This is a genomic window from Bacteroides graminisolvens, from assembly GCF_963666085.1.
Lineage (GTDB): Bacteria > Bacteroidota > Bacteroidia > Bacteroidales > Bacteroidaceae > Bacteroides > Bacteroides graminisolvens.
The window spans coordinates 1,779,263-1,805,432 of sequence record NZ_OY762556.1 but is presented as its reverse complement, the minus strand read 5'-3'; the positions used below and the strand labels follow the sequence as shown (position 1 = coordinate 1,805,432).

Genomic DNA, 26,170 nt, shown 5'->3' with positions numbered 1-26,170 from the left:
TTTAGCGCAAAGAAATACAAACGATATTACAATGCGTTTAAGAAACGATGACAGGAATAGAAAATATCACATGCTTCAAGGACGAATGGCAGCAATTAGCTCGTCCGAGCCAAGAAGGGTCTGCTCGCCTGATAACATATTCTTCAATAAGACTTTGTTTTCTTTCATCTCATTCTCGCCAACAATGGCAACGAAAGGTATGTTCTTGGCGTTTGCATACGTCATCTGCTTTTTCATTTTTGCAGAATCAGGATACATTTCGGCACGGATACCGGCAGCACGTACTTTAGTTAATACGGATAAAGAGTAATCGGCCTCATCTTCGCCAAAGTTAACAAACAGCAATTCGGTGCCGTTCACTGCTTCCTTTGGATAAAGTTCTAATTGATTGAGTACATCAAAAATACGATCGGCTCCAAATGAAATACCCACTCCGGATACGCCGGGCATACCAAATACACCTGTCAGATTGTCATAACGACCTCCTCCGGTAATACTTCCAATCTGCACATCCAGCGCTTTCACTTCAAAGATGGCACCGGTGTAATAGTTCAATCCGCGAGCCAGGGTTAAATCCAACTCTATCTGATTGGTCTTATCATCGAAAAGATCGGGCATTTCTGTTTTACGCAACGAGGCAAACTTCTTCAGAATGAACTCACATTCTTCTACTCCTTTTAAGCCTGTTTCACTTGAAGCTAAAACTTGTTTCAACGTTTCAAGCTTCTCAGAGTTGCTTCCCTGCAACAAAATAATAGGCTGCAACTTGTCAATGGCTTCTGCGCTGATGCCTTTCTCTGCCAATTCTTTATTCACATTCTCCAGACCAATTTTGTCCAGCTTGTCAATTGCAACGGTAATGTCTACAATCTTATCGGCTTCATTGATAATCTCGGCAATACCGGTTAGAATCTTTCGGTTGTTTATCTTAATACAAACCCGAATTCCGAAACGGGTGAATACTTCATCTACAATTTGCATAAGCTCCACCTCGTTAAGAAGCGAGTCACTTCCTACCACATCGGCATCGCACTGGTAAAATTCACGGTAACGCCCTTTCTGAGGACGGTCGGCACGCCATACCGGCTGAATTTGGTATCTCTTAAAAGGAAAGGATATTTCGTCACGATGCATCACTACGTAACGGGCAAAAGGAACGGTTAAGTCATATCGCAGCCCTTTCTCACAAAACTTGCTTGCCAGCTTTGCAGCATCTCTGCTCAACAGTTCTTCATCTGTCAAGCCCGAGAAGTAATCTCCTGAGTTTTGTATCTTAAAAAGGAGTTTATCACCCTCATCACCATACTTCCCCATTAATGTGGAAAGCATTTCCATGGAAGGAGTTTCAATCTGTTGGAAACCATAAAGATGATAAACGTCGCGAATAGTATTAAATATATAGTTTCTTTTTGCCATTTCTACTGGCGAAAAATCACGTGTTCCTTTGGGTATTCCCGGTTTAGCTGCCATAACTTAAACTATTTATTTTTTAATTGAATGGCAAAGTTACACGAAATTAATGAGTTAAGCAGAGTGAATTATAAAAAAAAAACGCACACCCGGAATTTCCTGATGTGCGTTTCGTATTTTAAAACAAGATTTAATCCCGTCTACCCATATAAATCATAATATAATAAATTAATGTCGCCAAAGAACCAAGCGCTGCAACAACATAAGTATAAGCTGCTGATTTCAGAGCGTCTTCCGCTTGCGCGTGGTTATAAGAATTGGTAATGCCCGCACTACTTAACCATACCAACGCACGCTTACTTGCATCAATTTCTACAGGAAGCGTAATAAAGCTGAATAGAGTTGTCATAGCAAACAAGATAATACCACCTAGCAATAATTGGGGGAAAGAATTTAATAGAAGGATTCCTCCAAGTATGAGCCAGCTAACCCATTGAGAAGCGAATGTAACAACGGGAACCAGTTTGCTACGCATAGTTAACGGTGCATAAGCCCGTGCATGTTGCACTGCATGACCACATTCATGTGCGGCAACTGCTGCTGCCATAACACTGTTGCTGGCATATACTCCTTCACTTAAGTTAACTGTCTTATTGGCAGGGTTATAATGGTCGGTCAACATACCTTGGGTACTAGTAACCTGCACATCATAGATGCCATTATCTTGCAGCATTTTAATGGCTACATCACGTCCCGTCATTCCAGAGGGCAAAGCCATCTTGGAATACTTTTTAAACTTGCTTTTAAGGTTCAACTGAACCAAATAGCTCACTAAAGCAATTCCAATAAATATAATCCACGAACTTGATATCATAATATCTTTATTTCTTTTTAGTTACTACAAAAAGAAGAAGCAAATAGTTTGCCAAAACTATATAAAAAAACAAGAGACTGTACGCAGCCTCTTGTTTTTTTAATGAGAATTAGTATTTTACTTATTCTTCAGTATATCGTTCAATGGTTTGTTCTCTGTCAGGACCAACTGAAACAATCTTAATTTCAACGCCGAGCTGCTCTTCCAGAAATGATAAATATGCATTGAATTCTTCAGGGAATTCGTCTTCGCTCTGCATTTTCGTCATATCGGTTTGCCAACCGGGAATATCTACGTAAACCGGTTCCACTTTCTCATTAATGTCGTATGGGAAATAATCAATCTCCTCACCATTCACGTTGTAGGCAACGCAGGCTCTGATTGTTTCAAATCCGTCGAGCACATCGCTTTTCATCATAATTAGTTTGGTAACTCCATTAATCATAATGGAATATTTTAAAGCAACCAAATCAATCCATCCACAACGACGCTTACGTCCGGTTACTGATCCGAATTCGTGCCCTAAAGTACAAATTTCATCTCCTGTCTTATCAAATAATTCAGTCGGGAAAGGACCGGAACCAACGCGCGTGCAATAGGCTTTAAAGATACCATATACTTCACCGATCTTATTAGGAGCAACTCCCAGACCTGTACAAGCACCCGCGCAAACCGTATTTGAGGAAGTAACAAAAGGATAAGAACCAAAATCAATATCCAACATGGTTCCTTGTGCTCCTTCGCACAATATACTTTTGCCTTGAATCAGTAAATTGTTGATTTCGTGTTCGCTATCCACAAACTTAAATTGCTTCAGATATTCAATTCCTTCGAGCCAGGCTTGTTCCAACTCGGTGAGGTCATATTTATAATTTAAGCTTTCTAAGGTTCGTTCGTGTTTAGCTTTCGCTGATTCATATTTTTGTTTAAAGTCACATAAAATGTCTCCTACGCGAACGCCATTACGACTAACCTTGTCGGTGTAAGTAGGGCCTATACCTTTTCCGGTAGTTCCAACTTTAGCATCACCTTTAGCAGCCTCATAAGCCTGATCAAGAATACGATGTGTGGGCAATATTAAATGTGCTTTTTTAGAAATGTGCAATCTGTCTTTTAAATTATGACCGGAAGCTTCCAAAGCTTCTGCTTCTGCTTTGAATAAAGCAGGATCAAGCACAACTCCATTGCCTATGATATTGACTTTATCACCTTGAAAAATTCCGGAAGGGATTGAACGGAGCACGTATTTCTGGCCTTCGAACTCAAGCGTGTGACCGGCATTCGGACCACCCTGAAAACGCGCTACTACATCATACTTGGGAGTTAAGACATCTACAACCTTCCCTTTTCCTTCGTCACCCCACTGCAAACCTAATAGAACATCTACTTTCATTTCTCTTTCTTATTATTACTTGTTTTTTTTCTTTTATTACGCCTGTCACAATTGGCACAAAGACCATATATATATAAGGAATAATGTGACAGGTGAAAACGGTTCATTTTAGTACTCTCAATCGCATTTTGAAGCGTATCGTTTTTCATTTCTGAAACTTTTCCACACTGAGTACATATCAAATGATGATGTGTTTCACGATTATAAGACTTTTCATATTGCGAAGAGGTACCGAACTGATGCTTAATAACTAAGCGAGCATTTATCAAAAGTATAATCGTATTATACAGTGTAGCCCTGCTAACACGGAAATTCTCTTGATTCATCATTTGTGAATACAAAGAATCAATATCAAAATGCCCATCTATGGAATAAATGGTTTCTAGAATTGCATAACGTTCGGGGGTCTTACGATGTCCGTTCGCATTCAGATATTCGGTAAATATCTGCTTTACAGTATCCTTTACATTTTGATTCTCCATATAATAGACACAAACTTAATGCCAACAAAGTTAATTGTTTTTTATAGAAAGTAAGTTATAAAAAGAAGTTTTTTAGAAAGTCGATGCGACATCTCTTACTAATGTATAAAGATACTGTTCCCTTTCATCCTTTGAATTTTCAAGCTCTTCGACTAAACGGCAAACCTGGAAACATTGTTCTTCACTATGTTCCATAAACTTTCTGATTGCCAGTCCGGCAGCGTTACGCACATTGTAACTTCCGGCAAGGACGGCCGTCACCGCCTGGTCTAACAATTCATTTGCAGCAGAATCATCCATAGCTCCTTTCTTCATAAGCAAACGAGCGATAGTTAAGTAACCGCATATCTGCGTAAATTCATCCTCACTCGCAATCCAGTTCATAGATTTAGCAGGGGCGTAGGGTAAATGCTGAAATAAATTCATGCATGTGTGCTCGGCTATTTCAATATTATTAATATCATCAATCCAGATGTCTGCAATTTCAGGGAAGAAAGTATCGACCGGTTGTAATAAGCCGGCAAGGATTTTACACTCCCGAATATTTTCTTTCCATAAAGCTTGCGCTAGTTCGTGATCTTTGGTATAGTTTGAAGCTATAGATTTCAAACGAGGAAGTTCCACACCAAAGTTCAATTTATAACTCAAACCTTTTTCACGCATGCTTGCAGACGCAACTCCGTTCATTGATAAACGGAGTTGTGTCTTTATATTTTTCAGTTCTTCTGCTAATTCCATGTATTTATTCATTTATCGCCGGCAAAGTAGAATAATCTCTGCTGTAGCGCAACATTTGTTCTGTATATCCTTCATTATAAGAGACCTGCACATCCTTTATTTTACCTTCTTTATCATATACGGGTAAATACTCCGGATTTACGAATCCTTTATAAGGTGCTAAGTTTAACGCTTTATACCTTTTAAGAACCTCATTATGAAGTACTGGGTCAACTTTAACAGCATAATTTTCAACCAAAACTCTGGCCGCTTCAAAGTCGCCAGTAGATTTTATCCTCTGTATTTCTTTGAGTAATGCCCCAAAAAGATCACGCAACTTAGCATAGTCGTTGATTACAACATACGCCTTACCACTCTTGTTTACCAATTCAACAACTTTATTAGAAGCCCCTTTATCAAACACCCAACGTGCTATTAATTGCCTATTTCTCATATGAGACTCTTCAATATCTTTTCCGGGTACTATCCGTACCAATTGAGTCATCAAACCATTCATTAAGTAAGTATAGTATTCGGCTTTATATGCTTCTTCATCAGGAAGTAAACCGAGCTCAACCAATTTTTTATCAGCCATGTAATAAAGGCCAAACAGATCGGCACGGGCCTCTTCTATTGTTGAACCATAGGCTTTCAGCGCATCAGGATCCACCCCTGGCAATAATTTACCAGACCCATGTCCTAAACATTCATGCAAATCAGTATGCAGATTACCCGTCAAATCGCCATACTTATCAATCAACTCCTTCTCTAAATTACTGAAAACAAACTCTTCATTAAAACCATTACCGTGTGCAGCCTTATTATAAGCATCTGTAATATTACCAATAGTAACAGATTTGGAACCATGGTGATTTCTAATCCAGTTAGAATTAGGCAAATTAATGCCAATCGCAGTCGACGGATATAAGTCACCCGCTAAAATGGCAGCTGTGATAACCTTAGCACTTACTCCTTTTACTTCCTTCTTCTTATATTCTTGATTGACAGGAGAGTGATCTTCAAACCACTGTGCATTATTGCTGATAAGTTCTGTCCTACGGGTAGCCTCTAAATCTTTGAAATTAACAAGAGACTCCCAACTTGCTTTCATACCAAGAGGATCACCGTAAGTTTCAGTAAAACCGTTAACAAAATCAATGTGTGATTTTAAATCTTTGACCCATAATATGGCATACTCATCAAAAGTCTTTAAATCACCCGAATGATAAAACTCTATTAGTTTTGAGATAACAGCTCTTTGCTCTTCATTCTCAGTTACAGATTTTGCTTTATCCAACCAGAATATGATTTTTTCAATAGCTCCATGATACAAACCACCCAACTTCCAGACTTTTTCAGTTATTACACCGTTATTCTTAACCAAACGACTATTCAAACCATAAGCTACAGGGCACTCTTCTTTTGGATCTTTCATCTTTGCATAAAATTCTTCCGCTTCCGTCTGGGTAACTCCTTCATAGTAGTTACATGCCGATGTTAAAATGAGGTCTTCTCCATCTGACTGATTTACACGTTTCGACATTACATTTGGATCAAATATAACAGGGCGTAGCATGGCAAATAAATCTTCTGCAGTTTGTCCGATAGCTAAAGGCAATTTGTCAGGTTCCAAACTCAACATCTCCTTTTTCAAGAAGTCTTCAGAAAATTCAGGGGAAAATTTTTCTGAACCATAATGATGATGTATTCCATTTGAGAACCAAACTCTTTTCAGATAAACTTCCATGTTCTTAAAGTTCTTATCTGACTTATCACCTTTATAATTCACATATATGGCCTCAAGTGTTTTACGAATAGTCAGATTATACTTTCCATTTTGGTCAAAAAGTATATCTCGCCCTTGAAGTGCAGCTTGAGTAAGATAATACACCAACTCTTTTTGTTTCAACGATAATTTTTCAAAGCCAGGTACATCGTACCTCAATATTTGTAAATCAGCAAATTGTTCCACAGTATATTCTATTTTATCAGCTTCACTAATAGTACTCTTTGAACCGCCACAAAAAGCCAACATTGCGACAGTTGCCACAGAGATCAGATAATTCTTCATTTCCAAAATTAAACTAGGGTTATTAAACACGAAAAAGGAAATATCTCAAATTTATTGAGATAATTCCTTTTCATTAAGTTTTTTAAGATCCGCTTCTATTTATTCTTTTCCATAAATTTTCTACGGTAACCATTAGGCGTTTCACCTACATTCTTGTAGAATGCAGCATAAAAAGACTGACGATTTGCGAAGCCAACCAACGCACTGATTTCTTCTACGTTTTTATCAGCATATCTTTTATCAGTCAGTAGATGCATAGCATCTTTTACTCTATACTCGTTAAGCAAACAAGAATAGTTCATGCCAAAACGAGAATTTACAACCGCCGAAAGATAACGAGTGTTTGTCTGCAATTCTTTTGCTAAATCCTTTGCAGAGAAATCCGGATCTTTATACTTTTTCTGTACTACCACGATATTCAATATCTTGTCGTACAATTCATCTGCCAATTCAGGTCTGATCAAAGATCTGTAAGCAGCTTTTTTTTCTTTTTTCTCCCTTAAGTTATAAGGGCGCTTTTTAGGAGATTGCTCCTGTTTTTTGTTTTCTAAATCACTCATTGAATTAACTGGTTAGGTTTGTTTCTAAATAATACATTATCTAATGCATCTATTTGCTGTCACAAATTTCATACAATTATTTTAAATACACAACTTTATCGTATATATTTTTTCTAAAAAAAAGGTCAAAAACCTTGATTTATATCTTTATTCGATAAATAATAATACAAATTAACTTTTACCATTAAAATTTCACAGTCTGAAGAATATCAGGAACCATTTCTGATTATCAGGGAATAAACGTAACTTTGGCACATAAAACATACAAATTATACATGAACTCTATTTTAAAGACATATTTCGGATATGACAACTTCCGTCCGCTACAAAAAGAAATTATTCAAAACATCGTTTCGAAAAAGGATGTTCTTGTTCTTATGCCTACAGGCGGCGGAAAATCGATATGCTATCAAATACCGGCATTAATGATGGATGGAACTGCCGTTGTGGTATCTCCACTTATCTCTTTAATGAAAGACCAGGTCAGAGCCTTACAAGCCAATGGAATAAAAGCAGGTGCATTAAATAGCAGTAACAATGAAACCGAAAACGTCCAAATCCGAAGAGCATGTATTACCGGAGAATTAAAACTCTTATATATATCGCCCGAAAGGTTAATTTATGAATTAGACTCATTATTAAGAGACATACAAATTTCTCTTTTTGCAATAGATGAAGCTCACTGTATATCACAATGGGGACATGACTTTCGCCCTGAATACACTCAATTAGATCTTTTAAAAAAGAATTATCCCAATATACCTATAATAGCACTTACAGCCACAGCTGATAAAATAACTCAAGAAGACATTACTCGACAATTGAATTTAAATCATCCGAAAATATTTATTTCATCTTTTGATCGACCTAACCTTAGCTTAACAGTTAAAAGAGGATATCAGCAAAAAGAGAAAAATAAGTGCATCCTGGAATTTATTAATGAACACCCAAAAGAAAGTGGCATTATTTATTGCATGAGTAGGAGTAAAACTGAATCTGTTGCACAATTATTAATCAAACAAGGTCTTAACTGCGGAGTATATCACGCCGGACTATCTGCTGAACAGCGAAACAAAGCGCAAGAAGACTTTATAACAGATAAAACGCAGATAATCTGTGCAACAATTGCCTTTGGTATGGGAATAGATAAATCTAACGTCAGGTGGATAATACATTATAATATGCCTAAAAGCATAGAGAGCTTTTACCAGGAAATTGGTAGAGCCGGAAGAGACGGACTTCCCGGAGACACATTGTTATTTTACGCATTGGGTGATCTTATTTTGCTAAGCAAATTTGCAAATGAGAGTGGACAACAACAGATTAATCAGGAGAAGCTTGTACGAATGCAACAATATGCAGAATCTGACGTTTGTCGCAGAAGAATTTTACTAAGTTATTTTGGAGAAACAACACAGAAAGATTGTGGGAATTGTGATGTTTGCAAAAATCGCCCTGAAAAATTCGATGGAACTATCATAGTACAAAAAGCATTAAGTGCCATCATACGAACAGACCAAAAAATAAGAATTAAAACTTTAGTTGATATTTTGAGAGGAAACTACACTACAGAAATCGTTGAGAACAAATATAATGAGCTAAAAACATTCGCTGCAGGAAGAGATGTGCCTGCAAGAGATTGGCAAGATTATCTACTTCAAATGTTACATTTAGGATATTATGAAATAGCATATAATCAAAACAATGTATTAAAGATAACACAGAGTGGATGCAATGTGGTATATGGGAAAGAAAAGGCAAGCTTGATAGTGATTAACAATCGTAGCAACGAACATACAGCAAAAAGGAAAAAAGAAGTAATAAATAAAAAAGAAATTAGCTATAATAGAGAGACAGAGGACTCATCTTTATTCGAGACTTTACGGATATTACGCAAAAAATTAGCCGACCAACAAGCCATACCTCCCTATATCGTTGTTTCAGACAAAGTTCTCAATAATATCTGCCAAATAAAACCTACTACATTAGAATCATTTGGAGCTATTAACGGAATTGGAGAATACAAAAAGGAAAGATACGGAAATGATTTTATTAATGCCATTAAACAGTTTATGGAATAAGTCCTATTTACATTCTTTGATTAAATCCTGTAAATCAGAGGCTGATATTCCTAATGATATAGCTTTATCAAAGCTTAGTTTCGCCAAATATTTCTTCTTCTGAGATAAAAAGATTTGCCCTCGGAGCAAATAGGCTTCACTAGCAGAATCATTTAGCCGTAAAGCTTCATCAAGATCAATTAATGCCATATCTTTTTTATCCAAATCACATTCGATATCTGCACGAGCTATATACAAAGTTGCATCTTTAGGGTTTTCTGTTATCATCATCGTTATACCTTCTAAAGCCTCATTGAGTTTGCCATCTTTCTGATTCAACGTGATAAGGCCTAAACGAGCAGTATAATTTGTAGGCTCTATCTTTAATAATTTCTCATAATCAGCACGACCAGCTTTAAAGTCCTTGCGTTGAGTATAAATGTAAGCTCTCATTAATAATGCCTCAATGTTATCTTTATCAACATCTAAGACCTGACAATAATCTAGGTAAGCATTATCATTTTGCCCTATATTCATGTAAGCAGAACCTCTATTAAGCAGAATTGGTACTGCTATTGGCGCAAAATTCAATGCATATGAATATGATTCTACAGCCTCTGCATGCTTGTTCATTTTTTGTTGAACCATACCTAAATTAGAAAACAAAAGTGCATTATGAGCATTTGTTGGATCTAACTTAAGAGCCTGACGAAAATAGTTTTCAGCCTGCTCCAAACTATCTTTTTCAAAACAGCTCACTCCTTTTTCAGATAAATCATAATACGATTGTCCATTAGCATTTAGTATGCCGACAATAGTCAAAATACAGAAAAAAACAGTTCTCATTTGAATCAAATTAATCAAGTGGATAAGCCTCAAAAGCAAATAATTCTGTCGACATATAACGCTCTCCGGTGTCTGGCAGAAGAACGACAATCATTTTATCAGCAAACTCTGGACGAGAGGCCAATTGCTTTGCTGCATAAACAGCAGCACCAGATGATGTACCAACAAGCAAACCTTCTAAAGTAGACAATGCAATGCGATCTTTAGCACTACCTCCGGGATTAAAGGATTCTAATTTAGCAACAATTTTCGAAGAAAGTCCATATTTGAGGGAATATGCAGAAAGTTCCATCAACGGAGTATTACCTATAAGATCTAAAATTTGTTTGGCTATTTTTGGCATATCACATCTTTTTATGACAAAGATATAGAAATAAAACCGATATAATAAAAACGCAGGAAAAAACATTAAATGTTTAATCCTGCGTTTAACAAACCTAAAGTTAATTCAGAAAACAGTTATGCTTTATTAATAAAATCAACAATCCAATTGCCAACTTCTGAAGTAGAAAAAGATTTTTCACCATCAATCTGAATATCAGCAGTTCTAACATTCGCATTCATTGATGCATCAACAGCCCCTCTAATTAAGGATGCTTCATCTTTCAAATTAAAAGCATATTCAAACATCATAGCTGCAGACAAAACAGTAGCAAGAGGATTTGCAATATTTTGCCCCGCTGCTTGTGGCCATGAACCATGTATCGGTTCAAATACAGAAGTATAAGTACCAATTGAAGCAGAAGGTAGTAATCCCATTGAGCCTGTTATAACAGAACCTTCGTCAGTTAGAATATCACCAAACATATTTTCAGTAACAATAACATCAAAAGAAGTGGGCCATTGAATCATCCTCATAGCAGCATTATCTACAAACATAAATTCAGTTTCAACCTCTGGAAACTTAGGCGCTATTTCTTTAGAGACTTCACGCCATAAACGAGAAGTAGCTAAAACATTCGCTTTATCAACAATAGTTAACTTTTTACGCCTTTTCATAGCATATTCATATGCCAGAGTCACAATTCGGACAACCTCATCACGACTATATACACAAGTATCATATGCCACGTTACCATCTTCCGACCGACCTTGAGGACGGCCAAAATAAAGTCCTCCCGTTAATTCACGAATACACATAAAATCTGCACCTTTTACTAAATCTGCACGTAATGGTGATTTATGAATTAAAGTTTCAAAAGTTACTACCGGACGAATGTTTGCATATAATCCTAATTTCTTACGCATAGCTAAGAGCCCCTGCTCAGGACGAACCTTAGCCGATGGATCATTATCAAACCTAGGGTGACCTACTGCACCAAAGAGTACAGCATCACTCCTCATGCATAATTCATGAGTTTCGTCTGGATAAGGATTTCCTACTTTATCAATAGCATCAGCTCCACAAATTCCATACTCGAAGCTTAAGTTATGCTTAAATTTATCACATATTGCTTTCGTTACATCCAAAGCCACACTTATAATTTCAGGACCAATTCCATCACCGGGCAAAACCGCTATATTCAGTTTCATAATTATTAAAATATTTTAGTAGTTTCTATTATTAATATTCTTCTATAATATTGAGCATTTTAATTGTAGCTTTAATAGCAGCTTCCGTTTGATCTGCATCAAGCCCACGTGTACGGAATACCTTGTCATTGTAATTCCATGTTATGACAGTTTGCACAAACGCATCTGTTCTTCCTCCTGGTGGAATGCTTACTGCATAATTCAGCAACATTGGGAATTTACGCCCCAAAGTAATTTTATAAATCTTTCGCAATGCTCTCACAAAAGCATCATATTGACCATCTCCAGAAGAACTTTCTTCATAAGTCTTACCTTCAATTTCAACACTCAAGCTTGCCATTGGTTTCAATCCATGAGCCAAGGTCACAAAATAGGTTTTAAGTTTTACTTTGTTACTAGCTCCTTCATGTTTTAGTACATCCGAGATAATATAAGGCAAATCCTCTTTGGTAACCAACTCCTTTTTATCTCCTAGTTCAATAATTCTTTCAGTCACCTTACGCATAGAGTCTTCATCAAGTTCTAAGCCTAAAGATTCTAAATTCTTTCTTATATTAGCTTTTCCTGATGTTTTACCTAATGCATATTCTCTTTCACGTCCAAATCGTTCAGGCAATAGGTCATTACAATACAAATTATTCTTATTATCCCCGTCAGCATGTACGCCAGCAACCTGAGTAAAAACATTTTCACCAACAATCGGCTTATTTGCAGGAATAATCACGCCAGAATACGATTCTACAACACGACTAACATCATTCAGTCGGCTTTCATCAATATTCGTTATCGCATTAAAATGATCTTTTAAAATAGCTTGAACACTTGCCAACGGCGCATTTCCCGCCCTTTCCCCTAAGCCATTAATGGTGGTATGCAGTCCTTTAGCACCACTTAAAACTGCTGCTAAAACATTACTTACAGCCAAATCATAATCATTATGGGCGTGAAAATCAAAATGAAGATTAGGATAACGCTTCACCATTTTACGCATAAACTCAATGACCTGAAGAGGATTTAGAACACCCAGCGTATCAGGAAGCATAAATCTCTTTATTGTAGTATGCTGTAAGGCATCAACTAAAGCAAAGACATAATCTGGAGAATCCTTCATTCCATTGCTCCAGTCTTCTAAATAAGCATTCACCTCAATACCTTGTTCTGAAGCATACGCAACCACATCTGATATTTCTTGAATGTGCTCATCTGGACTTTTTTTCAATTGATGGGTACAATGCTTTAAAGAGCCTTTGCAAAGAAGGTTCAACACTCTACATCCAGTATTTTTGATCCAATCCACTGAAGTGTGTCCATCAACAAAACCCAATACTTCTACCTTATGAAGCAAACTTCTACGGGCTGCCCAATCACATATCATCTTAACAGCATCGAATTCACCATCAGAAACTCTTGCTGAAGCAACTTCTACTCTATCAACCTTGAGTTCCTCCAAGAGCAGACGAGCTATCATTAACTTTTCATGAGGTACAAAAGACACTCCGCTAGTTTGTTCACCGTCGCGGAGTGTTGTATCCATGATTTCTATTTTCACTTGTTTTCCCATGCTTCAATCTTATCCTTATTGGACAGCAAGAAGTCTATATCATCTAAGCCATTTTCTAAGCAATGCTTCTTATATGAATTTATTTCAAAGTATTCAAACGAACCAGTCGCTACATTTTTTATAGTCTGATCCGGCAAGTTAACCTCTAATACCGTATTAGGATCTTTATTTATTGACTCGAATAGCTCGGCCAAAAAAGATTCACTTACAACTACTGGCAAAACAAAATTATTCAAAGCATTATTCCTGAATATATCAGCAAAAAAACTTGAAACAACAACACGAAATCCATATCCAGCAATAGCCCATGCTGCATGCTCACGACTTGATCCTGAACCAAAATTCTTTCCTGCTACTAAAATTTTCCCGTTATAAGTGGGATCATTTAAAACAAAAGACTCTATTTTATTGCCTTGCTTGTCATAGCGCCAATCACAAAATAAGTTATCACCAAAACCTTCTTTCGTAGTGGCTTTCAAAAAACGAGCAGGAATAATTTGATCAGTATCCACATTCTCCAAAGGGAGAGGAACACAAGTAGAAGTTAGTATATTAAATTTTTCTTTCATCACAATTATATTTTTGGAAACAGAGATTAAATTATAATAAAGTTCTAGGATCAGTAATTACGCCAGTTACAGCTGCAGCTGCAGCAACTAACGGACTTGCTAATAATGTTCGAGCACCAGGTCCTTGGCGTCCTTCAAAATTTCTATTTGAAGTAGATACCGCATATTTTCCTGCAGGAACCTTATCATCATTCATAGCCAGACATGCAGAACACCCTGGTTGACGAATAGCAAAGCCTGCCTCTTCAAAGATTTTATCTAATCCCTCCTTACGCATTTGCTTATCAACTTCCCAAGAACCAGGAACCAACCATGCTATAACATTATCAGCTTTTTTTCTACCTTTTACAATAGACGCAAAATCGCGGAAATCTTCTATACGACCGTTTGTGCATGAGCCAATAAAAACATAGTCAATCTTCTTCCCTATCAAATTCTCTTCAGGTTTCAAGCCCATGTATTCAAGCGATTTAGAAAAAGAAGTTCTCCCTGCTTCTGGTACACTATCAAGCGAAGGAATCTGGTGAGTTATTCCCATACCCATGCCAGGATTGGTACCATAGGTAATCATTGGTTCAATATCTTCAGCACGATAAGAAACTTCCTTATCAAAAACAGCATCATCAGCACTCTTCAAAGTTTTCCAATAAGCAACAGCATGATCCCATTCTTCACCTTTTGGGGCATACTCTCTATTACGAATATAATCAATAGTAACTTCGTCCGGAGCTATCATTCCTCCACGTGCCCCCATTTCAATACTCAAATTACATAAAGTAAGACGCCCTTCCATACTCAAACCAGTAATAGCTTCACCGGCATATTCAACAAAATAGCCTGTGGCACCACCAGTAGTCATTTTTGATATAATATACAATGCAATATCTTTTGCAGTAACACCTTTTGCTAATTTACCATCAACTGAAATACGCATCGTTTTAGGCCTAGACTGCAAAATACATTGAGATGCAAGTACCATTTCAACCTCACTTGTACCAATACCAAAAGCAACAGCCCCTAATGCACCATGCGTAGAAGTATGAGAATCTCCACACACGATTGTCATTCCTGGTAACGTCAATCCCCTTTCAGGACCAACAACATGAATAATGCCATTTTTGGGACTCATCATTCCAAAATGTTCTAAACCAAAATCAGATGCATTCTTTGCTAGTGTATCGACCTGAGTTTTTGAAATAGGATCTTCAATCGGCTTATCTTGGTCATGAGTAGGAGTATTATGATCAGGCATACAAAACACCTTTTCAGGACGCATAACTTTAATACCACGGGCGCGCAATCCCGAAAACGCTTGTGGACTTGTTACTTCATGACAAAATAATCTATCTATATAAAGCTGAGTGGGACCATCTTCTACCTTCGTAACTAAATGAGCATCCCAAATTTTATCAAATAATGTATTCATCTCTATCTTTTTACTTTAACTAATGATTATCTTACTCTTATTATAACTACTTTGTTACAAATTTATTAATGCAATCTATGTAAGCTTCAACTGATGCTGCAACAATATCTGTATTCGCACCAAAGCCATAATACACATTTCCATCATATTCTACCTGCATATGTACTTTCCCTACATCATCACTGCCTTTACTAATTGCCTGAATCGTAAACTCTTTTAAAATCATTTTACGATCAATAATCTTTTTCAAGGCCTTAATTGCAGCATCAACAGGTCCGTTACCACTGGCAGCACCTTCAAATTTCTCTCCGGCAATATTCAGTCCTACACTCGCAACAGCTCGCACTCCAACCCCACTAGTCACTTGAAGATATTCTAATTTTATACGGTGGTTTACACTGCGATCAGCGCCAGCTAAAACTAAAATATCATCATCATGAATATCCTTCTTACGATCCGCCAATTTTAGAAATTCATCATATACCTTATCTAATTTTTCCTGAGTTAAATCAACTCCTAAAGAAGATAATCGATGCTTTAATGCAGCTCGTCCGCTACGTGCAGTCAATACAATAGAATTATCATCAATACCAACATCACGTGGATTAATTATTTCATAAGTTTGCATATTCTTTAGTACTCCATCTTGATGTATGCCTGATGAATGAGCGAATGCATTTCTACCAACAATTGCTTTATTAGGCTGAACCGGCATGTTCATCAAACTAGAAACCATTCTACTCGTTGGATATATTTTTTGAGTATTTATATTTGTATCAATATTGATTTCATGATGGCTTTTTAAAATCATAGTAATTTCTTCTAATGCAGTATTACCGGCACGCTCACCAATACCATTAATTGTGACTTCCACTTGTCTAGCACCATTAATCACTCCACTTATAGTATTAGCTGTAGCCATACCTAAATCATTATGGCAATGAGTCGAAATAATAGCCTTATCAATTCCATCAACATGATCAACTAAATATTTAATTTTAGCACCGTATTCAGAAGGAAGACAATATCCTGTCGTATCGGGGATATTAACAACTGTTGCTCCTGCCTTAATTACTGCTTCAATCACTTTAGCTAGATACTCATTATCAGTTCTACCAGCATCCTCAGCATAGAATTCCACATCATCAACAAAACGACGAGCATATTTCACTGCAGCAACTGCACGCTCAATAATCTCTTCTCTATTAGAGTTGAACTTATATTTTATATGAGAGTCAGAAGTTCCTATACCTGTATGAATACGTTTCCGCTTTGCATATTTCAAAGCTTCAACAGCTACATCAATATCTTTTTCTACAGCCCTAGTTAGCGCACAAATTGTAGGCCAAGTAACTGCTTTAGAGATTTCAATAACGGAATTAAAATCACCTGGGCTAGAAACGGGGAAACCCGCTTCAATAACATCGACTCCCAATGCTTCTAAAGCTCTGGCTACCTGGATTTTTTCAACTGTATTTAATTGGCAACCAGGAACCTGTTCTCCATCACGAAGAGTCGTATCAAAAATAAATAATCTATCACTCATATATTTCTATTTTTATTTTCTATATTATAAAAAAAGCCTTTCACACAAGGAAGTGAGAAAGGCTTTTATATTTCTAATTTAATATATTCACGCATAGCACTCACTTCCACTAAACTTCGCCAGCAGAATAATAATACCACACAGTAGAATATATATAAATGATTGGTTCATTGTAATCTTCATTTCTATTAATGGCACAAAGATAGATATAATTCCGTATATAGCAAATGAAACGTTACTTTTTTATCTAAAAAAACATCATTTCATAAGAGATTAAATCATAAAACAGCTAATATATAACTAAAATAGACGGTTTTAATAATGGAATATATTTCATTATTATAGGCTATCCTGTGTTTCAAATTAGATATCTCCGGTAGGCTTTAAACGCAAGAAGTCCCACAGCTTTTATAGCTGCAGGACTTCTCTAAAAACGGCGACTACCTACTCTCCCACTGTTACGCAGTACCATCGGCGTGACAAGGCTTAACTTCTCTGTTCGGAATGGGAAGAGGTGGAACCCTTGTGCTATAGTCACCTTAATAAGGTAGACATAATGTACACAAAAAATAAATCAATCAATCAGCTAAACGTATATAAAAACCATACTGACAAGAAGAAAGTGAACGGGCAATTAGTATTGCTCGGCTGTGATATTTCTATCTATACACCTGCAACCTATCAACGTCATCGTCTTTGACGACCCTAAGAAATCTAATCTTGTGGCTGGCTTCGTACTTAGATGCTTTCAGCACTTATCCAATCCCGACTTAGATACCCGGCGATGCACCTGGCGGCACAACCGGTAAACCAGAGGTCAGTCCAACACGGTCCTCTCGTACTAGTGTCAGAGCCACGCAAATTTCATACGCCCACGATAGATAGAGACCGAACTGTCTCACGACGTTCTGAACCCAGCTCGCGTGCCACTTTAATGGGCGAACAGCCCAACCCTTGGGACCTTCTCCAGCCCCAGGATGTGACGAGCCGACATCGAGGTGCCAAACCCCTCCGTCGATATGAGCTCTTGGGAGGGATCAGCCTGTTATCCCCGGAGTACCTTTTATCCTTTGAGCGATGTCCTTTCCATACAGAAACACCGGATCACTATGCTCTAGTTTCCTACCTGATCGACTTGTCGGTCTCCCAGTCAAGCACCCTTATGCCATTACACTCTACGGACGGTTACCAATCGTCCTGAGGGTACCTTTAGAAGCCTCCGTTACACTTTTGGAGGCGACCACCCCAGTCAAACTACCCACCAAACAGTGTCCCCATTACAAACGGGTTAGAATTCAAACAATCAAAGGGTCGTATTTCAACAGCGACTCCACGAATACTAGCGTACCCGCTTCATAGTCTCCGACCTATCCTACACATCAATGGCCCAAATTCAATGTTAAGCTATAGTAAAGGTTCACGGGGTCTTTTCGTCCCATCGCGGGTAATCGGCATCTTCACCGATACTACAATTTCACTGAGCTCACGGTTGAGACAGTGTCCAGATCATTACACCATTCGTGCAGGTCGGAACTTACCCGACAAGGAATTTCGCTACCTTAGGACCGTTATAGTTACGGCCGCCGTTTACTGGGGCTTCAATTCAATGCGTCTCTTGCGATAACATCTCCTCTTAACCTTCCAGCACCGGGCAGGTGTCAGGCTGTATACGGAATCTTTCGATTTTGCACAGCCCTGTGTTTTTGTTAAACAGTTGCCTGGACCTATTCTCTGCGCCCTCTCTTGCGAGGAGGGACCCTTTATCCCGAAGTTACAGGGTCAATTTGCCTAGTTCCTTAACCGTGATTCACTCAAGCGCCTTAGTATATTCAACCCGACTACGTGTGTCCGTTTACGGTACGGGTACCTATAAGATTAAGTTTAGCGGATTTTCTTGGAAGTCTGCTTACATGCACTATTGGATTGTCCGAAGACGCTCCATACTATCAGGTTCGAATCGGAATGTGGATTTGCCTGCATTCCTCAACTTCTACACCCTTTAACGAACTATTCCGTCAGTTCGCGGCACTATCACTACTCCGTCCCCACATCACTCTTAAAGGTAGTAATGGAATATTAACCATTTCAGCCATCGGCATTGCCTTTCGGCGGAGCCTTAGGACCCGACTAACCCTGATCCGATTAGCGTTGATCAGGAAACCTTAGTCTTTCGGCGAGGGGGTTTCTCACCCCCTTTATCGTTACTTATACCTACATTTGCGTTTCCACACGCTCCAGAGAAGCTCACGCTTCGCCTTCAACGCAGAGTGGAATGCTCCCCTACCAACCATTATATGGTTCCATAGCTTCGGTAAACCGCTTATGCCCGATTATTATCCACGCCAAATTCCTCGACTAGTGAGCTGTTACGCACTCTTTAAATGAATGGCTGCTTCCAAGCCAACATCCTAGCTGTCTTAGCAATCTGACTTCGTTAGTTCAACTCAGCGGTTATTTGGGGACCTTAGCTGATGGTCTGGATTCTTCTCCTCTCGGACGCGGACCTTAGCACCCGCGCCCTCACTCCTGTTCTCAAACTAATGCGCATTCGGAGTTTATCAAGACTTGATAGGCGGTGAAGCCCTCGCATCTTATCAGTCGCTCTACCTCACATTAGTAATAAACAAGGCTGCACCTAAATGCATTTCGGGGAGTACGAGCTATCTCCAAGTTTGATTAGCCTTTCACCCCTACCCTCAACTCATCCGGAAGCTTTTCAACGCTTATCGGTTCGGTCCTCCAGTTAGTGTTACCTAACCTTCAACCTGGCCAAGGGTAGATCACTTGGTTTCGCGTCTACTCCTTCCGACTAAATCGCCCTGTTAAGACTCGCTTTCGCTTCGGCTGCAGGTCTCAAGACCCTTAACCTTGCCGGAAAAAGTAACTCGTAGGTTCATTATGCAAAAGGCACGCCGTCACAGCACAAGGCTGCTCCGACCGCTTGTAGGCACATGGTTTCAGGAACTATTTCACTCTTCTATTCGAAGTGCTTTTCACCTTTCCTTCACAGTACTGGTTCACTATCGGTCTCTCAGGAGTATTTAGCCTTACCGGATGGTCCCGGCAGATTCACACAGAATTTCACGTGTTCCGCGCTACTCAGGATACCACTAGGGTCAAACAGTATTCGAATAAGGGGCTATCACCCGCTATGGCATAACTTTCCAGTTACTTCTTCTCTACTGTTGAGATCCCACATCGTGGTCCTACAACCCCATATATGCCGTAACATATATGGTTTGGGCTATTCCGCGTTCGCTCGCCACTACTAGCGGAATCATTATTATTTTCTTTTCCTGCAGGTACTAAGATGTTTCAGTTCCCTGCGTTAGCCTACTGCATAGCAGTATAATATCTCTTCAAGATACTGGGTTGTCCCATTCGGAAATCTTCGGATCAAAGGTCATTTGCACCTACCCGAAGCTTATCGCAGCTTATCACGTCCTTCATCGCCTCTGAGAGCCAAGGCATCCACCATGTGCCCTTGCTTACTTTCTTCTTATCAAACACTTCTTAATCCAATATAAATATCGAATCAAAACGTATGGTTGATATATACTTTTAGCTCTTACTAAAAAATTTACTTTTTGCTTTTGTACATTATGTCAAAGATCGTTGTCGGTTCTAAAGAACCTGAAGTGGAGAATAACGGATTCGAACCGTTGACCCTCTGCGTGCAAGGCAGATGCTCTAGCCAGCTGAGCTAATCCCCCGAATCAAGAGATTCGTAGTCCCAGGCAGAGTTGAACTGCCGACCTCTACATTATCAGTGTAGCGCTCTAACCAACTGAGCTATAGGACTGTGTTCAAACCCTTGCCTTTCGGCTCGGCTTCTTTTTTTTCTCTTGTGTTATCTAACAACTATATATTAAATAAACAAGTACCAGTAGTACAACAGATAAATCTAACCTTAATCAGACTTAAAGTAATAATCATAAAACCTTTTACGAAATCACTCCAGAAAGGAGGTGTTCCAGCCGCACCTTCCGGTACGGCTACCTTGTTACGACTTAGCCCCAGTCACCAGTTTTACCCTAGGACGCTCCTTGCGGTTACGTACTTCAGGTACCCCCGGCTCCCATGGCTTGACGGGCGGTGTGTACAAGGCCCGGGAACGTATTCACCGCGCCGTGGCTGATGCGCGATTACTAGCGAATCCAGCTTCACGAAGTCGGGTTGCAGACTTCGATCCGAACTGAGAGAGGTTTTTGGGATTGGCATCCGGTCGCCCGGTAGCTGCCCTCTGTACCCCCCATTGTAACACGTGTGTAGCCCCGGACGTAAGGGCCGTGCTGATTTGACGTCATCCCCACCTTCCTCACATCTTACGACGGCAGTCTCACTAGAGTCCTCAGCATGACCTGTTAGTAACTAATGATAAGGGTTGCGCTCGTTATGGCACTTAAGCCGACACCTCACGGCACGAGCTGACGACAACCATGCAGCACCTTCACAGAGACCTTGCGGCGATAATCTTTCAACTATATTCCTCTGCAATTCAAGCCCGGGTAAGGTTCCTCGCGTATCATCGAATTAAACCACATGTTCCTCCGCTTGTGCGGGCCCCCGTCAATTCCTTTGAGTTTCACCGTTGCCGGCGTACTCCCCAGGTGGAATACTTAATGCTTTCGCTTGGCCGCTTACTGTATATCGCAAACAGCGAGTATTCATCGTTTACTGTGTGGACTACCAGGGTATCTAATCCTGTTTGATACCCACACTTTCGAGCCTCAGTGTCAGTTGTACCCCAGTGAGCTGCCTTCGCAATTGGAGTTCTTCGTGATATCTAAGCATTTCACCGCTACACCACGAATTCCGCCCACCTCTTGTACACTCAAGACATACAGTATCAACTGCAATTTCACGGTTGAGCCGTAAACTTTCACAGCTGACTTATATGTCAACCTACGCTCCCTTTAAACCCAATAAATCCGGATAACGCTTGGATCCTCCGTATTACCGCGGCTGCTGGCACGGAGTTAGCCGATCCTTATTCATAAGGTACATACAAAAAGGGACACGTCCCTCACTTTATTCCCTTATAAAAGAAGTTTACAACCCATAGGGCAGTCATCCTTCACGCTACTTGGCTGGTTCAGACTCTCGTCCATTGACCAATATTCCTCACTGCTGCCTCCCGTAGGAGTTTGGACCGTGTCTCAGTTCCAATGTGGGGGACCTTCCTCTCAGAACCCCTATCCATCGTAGACTTGGTGGGCCGTTACCCCGCCAACTATCTAATGGAACGCATCCCCATCGCTTACCGAAATTCTTTAATAAAGAGAACATGCGAACTCTTTATACCATCGGGTATTAATCTTTCTTTCGAAAGGCTATCCCCGAGTAAGCGGCAGGTTGGATACGTGTTACTCACCCGTGCGCCGGTCGCCATCTGAAGTATTGCTACCCCAATGCTGCCCCTCGACTTGCATGTGTTAAGCCTGTAGCTAGCGTTCATCCTGAGCCAGGATCAAACTCTTCATTGTAAAAGTATTGTGTACTTATAAAAAATACCCGAAAGTATCTCTCATAAGCAGTTTTTAGCTCTGTTCAGGATTTCGTAAATTTATTTAAGTTCACACCCTGCTGAAAGCAGGATATTGACGGTTCTAAATTTTACCCAAAATAACTTCTCTTAAATGATCCGTTTCCGAAGAAACCAAACAAGAAGAAAAGCATTTTGCTATTGTACTACTTGTATTGTTTATGTAATTCTATCAAAGAACGCTTCTTTTATTTTCGCTTTGTTTTCTAAAGCGGGTGCAAAGGTAAGGAGTTTAAAAGTAACAACCAAATGTTTTCGGAAGTTTTTTTCGCTTTCTCCTTCAAAACTCTTTTGGCAAGAGCGAAGGCCTAAACAAAAAAAGATCCTTTTTTTGCGAACCGGACTGCAAAGATAAAGACTTTTTAGCTTCACTTCCAAACTTTCAGAGAAGTTTTTTTTTAAAAGTAAAACCGCATAAGTCAAACCTCACAGGCGCTTTATCAACATTTCAAGAAAACACTTTGTCTCTCTTGCAAAGCGGGTGCAAAAGTAGAAGCTTTTGCCATACAAAGCAAGAAGATCATACTCTTTTTTTTTAAGAAGAAAGGAACGAAAAGGCTTAAAGCGCTAGACATCAGGAGGTAACAGCAGGAAAATAAATGCAAAGAAAGGGGGAACCGGAGAAATACGAAGAAATGGCATACCTTATATTATATAAAGGGAACCCGTTAGCGGAATTAACTTAGCGCAAATGTAACTCCGGCAATGGACTTTCCATTCCTGACATCACCCTTTTAACTTCATGAATTCTGCCAACGAATACTCGCACAGGTGTCGTTTTTCCTCATAAAAAGTATGAAATAAAGTATCACCAAGTATCACCAAACTTGCAATGCCTTGATTATCAGTTTTGTATGTGTGACACTTGGCTAAAAAAAAGCCTCACCAAGTATCACCAAGTATCACCAACTTTTTTGGTGATGATTCCTTATAAGCATACAGCTGTTTATTGTTTTTATATAGGGATTTTCGTTGGTTACTTTATGTATTTATTTTGCGGATTGGCTGTTTTCGTTACATTCGAAACACCACGGTTTGTGCCCTAATAATAACCTGATAAAACGACCACAAGGATTTGGAATTGACAGGATAATGTATTATCTTTGTACTTATAAGCTTATAGTATATTCCAATTATTATAGGCGCAAAGGCAGGAGTTCGTACTCTTGCCTTTTTTTATGTCTTGACGGTTTATGATAACATTCACACGGTGTCTCGCGCCCGTTCGCACGGTAGCAAAAGGTTCCTGAGCAACCGTGTTACGGTCGTAAGACGGTTGCTCAGGAACCAAAAGACGGTTTATGATTTAAAATTGCTGGTTATCTTTTTGAAAAAGTCGGTTATCTTTTTCAAAAAGTTGGTTATGTTTTTTAAAAAGTCGGTTATGTTTTACCAAAGTCTTGCTGCTCCTTGTTGCTTACCGGTTTACCCGTTAATAATATATAAACCTGCTCTTGACAAGATTTGTATGATTCAGGATATCAAGGGGTGAATTTGTAAAATTAGTTCTACCAGTTGGCGGAATTTACTTAACGCGTGTTTAACTCTGCCAATTGGATTTTCATTCATGGGGTTAATATGTGGAAAGAAGGCAATGCGCAAAAACGTGATCAGAAATAACCGACTATAAGAAACTACGTTATTACAATGGCAAGAAGGGAAACAAGAGAGCTCAGAGAATTAAAGACAAGTAAAATGTGACTAAAGAAAAAAAGCTGCGACATATATGGAAAAGTAAACCCTATTATCTATCTTTGTTAGCATTAAAAAGCTAACATACAAAAAGAATAAGTACAATGAAAGATTTTTTTAAATTCACACTTGCCACAATAACAGGAATAATACTAACAAGTATTGTTATGTTTGTTATTAGCATTATTGTCGTGTTTAGTATGCTATCAAGCACTGAGACCGAGACAGTTGTTAAAAAGAACTCCATTATGATGCTTGATTTGAATGGAAGCTTGGTTGAACGTACATCAGACAACATATTTAAAGAGTTGTTTGACAAAGAGAATTCGACTTATGGATTAGATGATATTTTAGCATCCATAAAGAAAGCGAAAGAGAATGATGACATTAAAGGAATATATATTCAAGCAGCATCATTAAACGCTAATTTTGCATCATTACAAGAAATACGTGACGCATTGGACGATTTTAAAAAAAGCGGTAAATTCATTGTTGCATATAGTGATAACTATACTCAAGGAATGTTTTATCTGTCGAGCGTTGCCAATAAAGTATTGCTCAACCCTAAAGGTGCTATTGAATGGAGAGGATTGGCATCTCAACCTCTATTCTTAAAAGGATTGCTAGAGAAATTAGGCATTGAGATGCAAGTTTTTCGTGTAGGTACATATAAAGCTGCCGTAGAAACCTTTTCGGCAACCGAGATGAGCCCGGCTAACCGAGAACAAGTAACAGCCTACATAACTTCTATTTGGAATGAAATCATAACTGATGTTGCTACATCACGTAAGATATCAGTTGACTCTCTTAATAATTACGCTAATCGTATGTTAATGTTCTACCCTGCCGAACAAACTGTAAAGAGTGGTATGGCGGATACATTAATTTATAAAAATGACGTACGTGATTACCTCAAGCAGCTAGTTAAAATAGATAAAGATGACAACCTTGCCGTGTTGGGACTTGATGAAATGATCAATGTGAAGAAAAACACACCCAAAGACAAAAGCGGAAACATCATAGCCGTTTACTATGCCTTCGGAGAAATAGACGGTGGATCAAGCAGTACCGATGAAGATGGGATTATTTCAAATGAAGTCATCAAAGATCTACGCAAGTTGAAAGAAGACAAAGATGTTAAAGCTGTAGTACTTCGTGTTAATTCACCAGGTGGCAGTGCCTTCGGTTCTGAACAAATATGGGAAGCCGTTTGCCAATTGAAAAAAGAAAAACCGGTAATTGTATCCATGGGAGATTATGCAGCATCAGGAGGTTACTATATTTCATGTGCCGCAGACACTATCGTTGCCGAGCCCACCACCCTAACCGGATCTATTGGTATTTTTGGATTGATACCTAACGCCAAAGGACTAACAGACAAATTAGGATTAAGCTTTGATGTTGTAAAAACTCACAAGTTTGCAGATTTCGGAAACATCATGCGTGGAATGAATACAGACGAGCAAACCTTACTTCAAATGTATATAAATCAAGGATATGATTTGTTTGTAAGTCGCTGTGCCGAAGGACGTAAGATGAGCAAAAATGAAATTGAGAAAATAGCAGAAGGAAGAGTCTGGACAGGAGAAGCAGCCAAAAAGATCGGTTTGGTTGACCTACTCGGAGGCATTGATAAAGCGCTGGAAATAGCAGTAAAAAAGGCTAAAGTTGAAGGTTATACGGTCGTTGGATATCCTGACCGAAAAAATGTATTGCAAGAGTTACTTAATTCAAAACCGGGCAATTATATTGAAAGCCGTATGTTGAAAAGTCAACTCGGAGATTATTACAACGGATTTAGCATGCTAAAGAATCTAGAAAAGGCAGACTTTATGCAAGCCCGCGTACCGTTCGAGTTAAATATAAAATAAATGTCATTGGATTA

General features: G+C 38.8%; 15 protein-coding genes, 2 tRNA genes, 3 rRNA genes and 2 pseudogenes. 2 read left to right on the top strand and 20 right to left on the bottom strand.

Going from position 1 to position 26,170, the window contains the following annotated elements; translation table 11 throughout:
- Positions 1-75 precede the first annotated feature (75 nt).
- The 7 genes from hisS to ACKPCE_RS07415 form a co-directional block, all read right to left on the bottom strand.
- Positions 76-1,470, bottom strand: coding sequence for a histidine--tRNA ligase (hisS, locus tag ACKPCE_RS07445; protein ID WP_024997243.1), 1,395 nt, complete (start codon positions 1,468-1,470; stop codon positions 76-78).
- A gap of 130 nt (positions 1,471-1,600) precedes the next feature.
- The gene (locus ACKPCE_RS07440) at positions 1,601-2,284 is read right to left on the bottom strand and encodes a zinc metallopeptidase (RefSeq protein WP_277639135.1); all 684 of its coding nucleotides are present in this window, start codon (positions 2,282-2,284) and stop codon (positions 1,601-1,603) included.
- 121 nt (positions 2,285-2,405) lie between these two features.
- On the bottom strand, positions 2,406-3,677 hold the full coding sequence (locus ACKPCE_RS07435) for an adenylosuccinate synthase (RefSeq protein ID WP_024997244.1): 1,272 nt from the start codon (positions 3,675-3,677) through the stop codon (positions 2,406-2,408).
- Positions 3,674-4,159 carry a Fur family transcriptional regulator gene (locus ACKPCE_RS07430; RefSeq protein ID WP_024997245.1) on the bottom strand — a complete coding sequence of 162 codons (486 nt, stop codon included), beginning with the start codon at positions 4,157-4,159 and terminating at the stop codon, positions 3,674-3,676. Before ACKPCE_RS07430 ends, ACKPCE_RS07435 begins: the two co-directional genes overlap by 4 nt.
- Before the next feature lie 72 nt (positions 4,160-4,231).
- Positions 4,232-4,897, bottom strand: a complete 666-nt coding sequence (locus ACKPCE_RS07425; protein ID WP_319504688.1) for a DNA alkylation repair protein — start codon at positions 4,895-4,897, stop codon at positions 4,232-4,234.
- A 4-nt stretch (positions 4,898-4,901) separates the two neighbouring features.
- Positions 4,902-6,947 carry a dipeptidyl-peptidase 3 family protein gene (locus tag ACKPCE_RS07420; protein WP_319504687.1) on the bottom strand — a complete coding sequence of 682 codons (2,046 nt, stop codon included), beginning with the start codon at positions 6,945-6,947 and terminating at the stop codon, positions 4,902-4,904.
- Positions 6,948-7,042: 95 nt separating this feature from the next.
- Complete coding sequence (locus ACKPCE_RS07415; RefSeq protein WP_024997248.1) at positions 7,043-7,507, bottom strand: helix-turn-helix domain-containing protein; 465 nt, start codon at positions 7,505-7,507, stop codon at positions 7,043-7,045.
- 275 nt (positions 7,508-7,782) lie between these two features.
- Here ACKPCE_RS07415 and recQ point away from each other — a divergent pair, with 275 nt between their 5' ends.
- Entirely contained in the window at positions 7,783-9,588 is a 1,806-nt protein-coding gene (gene recQ / locus ACKPCE_RS07410) for a DNA helicase RecQ (RefSeq protein ID WP_319504686.1), read from the top strand.
- 3 nt (positions 9,589-9,591) lie between these two features.
- On the opposite strand, the gene ACKPCE_RS07405 is transcribed toward recQ, so the two are convergent.
- The 13 genes and pseudogenes from ACKPCE_RS07405 to ACKPCE_RS07345 form a co-directional block, all read right to left on the bottom strand.
- Positions 9,592-10,413 carry a tetratricopeptide repeat protein gene (locus tag ACKPCE_RS07405; RefSeq protein ID WP_319504685.1) on the bottom strand — a complete coding sequence of 274 codons (822 nt, stop codon included), beginning with the start codon at positions 10,411-10,413 and terminating at the stop codon, positions 9,592-9,594.
- A gap of 10 nt (positions 10,414-10,423) precedes the next feature.
- Positions 10,424-10,603: pseudogene (locus ACKPCE_RS07400) on the bottom strand (cysteine synthase A); the annotation flags it as partial.
- Positions 10,604-10,756: pseudogene (locus ACKPCE_RS07395) on the bottom strand (pyridoxal-phosphate dependent enzyme); the annotation flags it as partial.
- Positions 10,757-10,872: 116 nt separating this feature from the next.
- Entirely contained in the window at positions 10,873-11,946 is a 1,074-nt protein-coding gene (leuB, locus tag ACKPCE_RS07390) for a 3-isopropylmalate dehydrogenase (RefSeq protein ID WP_024997251.1), read from the bottom strand.
- Between the two features lie 31 nt (positions 11,947-11,977).
- Positions 11,978-13,507, bottom strand: a complete 1,530-nt coding sequence (locus ACKPCE_RS07385) for a hydroxymethylglutaryl-CoA lyase-like TIM-barrel protein (protein ID WP_319504683.1) — start codon at positions 13,505-13,507, stop codon at positions 11,978-11,980.
- Entirely contained in the window at positions 13,492-14,076 is a 585-nt protein-coding gene (leuD, locus tag ACKPCE_RS07380; protein ID WP_276964301.1) for a 3-isopropylmalate dehydratase small subunit, read from the bottom strand. The genes ACKPCE_RS07385 and leuD overlap by 16 nt, the downstream gene beginning before the upstream one ends.
- 31 nt (positions 14,077-14,107) lie before the next feature.
- Positions 14,108-15,502, bottom strand: a complete 1,395-nt coding sequence (gene leuC / locus ACKPCE_RS07375; RefSeq protein WP_319504682.1) for a 3-isopropylmalate dehydratase large subunit — start codon at positions 15,500-15,502, stop codon at positions 14,108-14,110.
- A gap of 46 nt (positions 15,503-15,548) precedes the next feature.
- Positions 15,549-17,048: a 2-isopropylmalate synthase gene (locus ACKPCE_RS07370; RefSeq protein WP_024997254.1), complete on the bottom strand. Its 1,500-nt coding sequence runs from the start codon at positions 17,046-17,048 to the stop codon at positions 15,549-15,551.
- A 431-nt stretch (positions 17,049-17,479) separates the two neighbouring features.
- Positions 17,480-17,590: ribosomal RNA gene (gene rrf / locus ACKPCE_RS07365) — 5S ribosomal RNA — on the bottom strand.
- A 72-nt stretch (positions 17,591-17,662) separates the two neighbouring features.
- Positions 17,663-20,546 (bottom strand): 23S ribosomal RNA (locus ACKPCE_RS07360).
- 141 nt (positions 20,547-20,687) lie between these two features.
- Positions 20,688-20,761, bottom strand: a tRNA-Ala gene (locus ACKPCE_RS07355).
- A gap of 15 nt (positions 20,762-20,776) precedes the next feature.
- Positions 20,777-20,850 (bottom strand) — tRNA-Ile (locus ACKPCE_RS07350).
- Positions 20,851-21,009: 159 nt separating this feature from the next.
- A 16S ribosomal RNA gene (locus ACKPCE_RS07345) occupies positions 21,010-22,534 on the bottom strand.
- Together the 16S, 23S and 5S rRNA genes with 2 tRNA genes alongside form the textbook arrangement of a ribosomal RNA operon.
- A gap of 1,855 nt (positions 22,535-24,389) precedes the next feature.
- Here ACKPCE_RS07345 and sppA point away from each other — a divergent pair.
- Positions 24,390-26,156 carry a signal peptide peptidase SppA gene (gene sppA / locus ACKPCE_RS07340; protein ID WP_319504681.1) on the top strand — a complete coding sequence of 589 codons (1,767 nt, stop codon included), beginning with the start codon at positions 24,390-24,392 and terminating at the stop codon, positions 26,154-26,156.
- Positions 26,157-26,170 lie beyond the last annotated feature (14 nt).

What these genes read in the sequence shown, in the direction of transcription:
- ACKPCE_RS07420 (WP_319504687.1), bottom strand. Translation starts at nt 6,947, where the DNA reads ATGAAGAATTATCTGATCTCTGTGGCAACTGTCGCAATGTTGGCTTTT.
- ACKPCE_RS07425 (WP_319504688.1), bottom strand. Translation starts at nt 4,897, where the DNA reads ATGGAATTAGCAGAAGAACTGAAAAATATAAAGACACAACTCCGTTTA.
- ACKPCE_RS07415 (WP_024997248.1), bottom strand. Translation starts at nt 7,507, where the DNA reads ATGAGTGATTTAGAAAACAAAAAACAGGAGCAATCTCCTAAAAAGCGC.
- ACKPCE_RS07430 (WP_024997245.1), bottom strand. Translation starts at nt 4,159, where the DNA reads ATGGAGAATCAAAATGTAAAGGATACTGTAAAGCAGATATTTACCGAA.
- leuC (WP_319504682.1), bottom strand. Translation starts at nt 15,502, where the DNA reads ATGAATACATTATTTGATAAAATTTGGGATGCTCATTTAGTTACGAAG.
- sppA (WP_319504681.1), top strand. Translation starts at nt 24,390, where the DNA reads ATGAAAGATTTTTTTAAATTCACACTTGCCACAATAACAGGAATAATA.
- ACKPCE_RS07405 (WP_319504685.1), bottom strand. Translation starts at nt 10,413, where the DNA reads ATGAGAACTGTTTTTTTCTGTATTTTGACTATTGTCGGCATACTAAAT.
- ACKPCE_RS07370 (WP_024997254.1), bottom strand. Translation starts at nt 17,048, where the DNA reads ATGAGTGATAGATTATTTATTTTTGATACGACTCTTCGTGATGGAGAA.
- ACKPCE_RS07435 (WP_024997244.1), bottom strand. Translation starts at nt 3,677, where the DNA reads ATGAAAGTAGATGTTCTATTAGGTTTGCAGTGGGGTGACGAAGGAAAA.
- recQ (WP_319504686.1), top strand. Translation starts at nt 7,783, where the DNA reads ATGAACTCTATTTTAAAGACATATTTCGGATATGACAACTTCCGTCCG.
- ACKPCE_RS07440 (WP_277639135.1), bottom strand. Translation starts at nt 2,284, where the DNA reads ATGATATCAAGTTCGTGGATTATATTTATTGGAATTGCTTTAGTGAGC.
- hisS (WP_024997243.1), bottom strand. Translation starts at nt 1,470, where the DNA reads ATGGCAGCTAAACCGGGAATACCCAAAGGAACACGTGATTTTTCGCCA.
- ACKPCE_RS07385 (WP_319504683.1), bottom strand. Translation starts at nt 13,507, where the DNA reads ATGGGAAAACAAGTGAAAATAGAAATCATGGATACAACACTCCGCGAC.
- leuD (WP_276964301.1), bottom strand. Translation starts at nt 14,076, where the DNA reads ATGAAAGAAAAATTTAATATACTAACTTCTACTTGTGTTCCTCTCCCT.
- leuB (WP_024997251.1), bottom strand. Translation starts at nt 11,946, where the DNA reads ATGAAACTGAATATAGCGGTTTTGCCCGGTGATGGAATTGGTCCTGAA.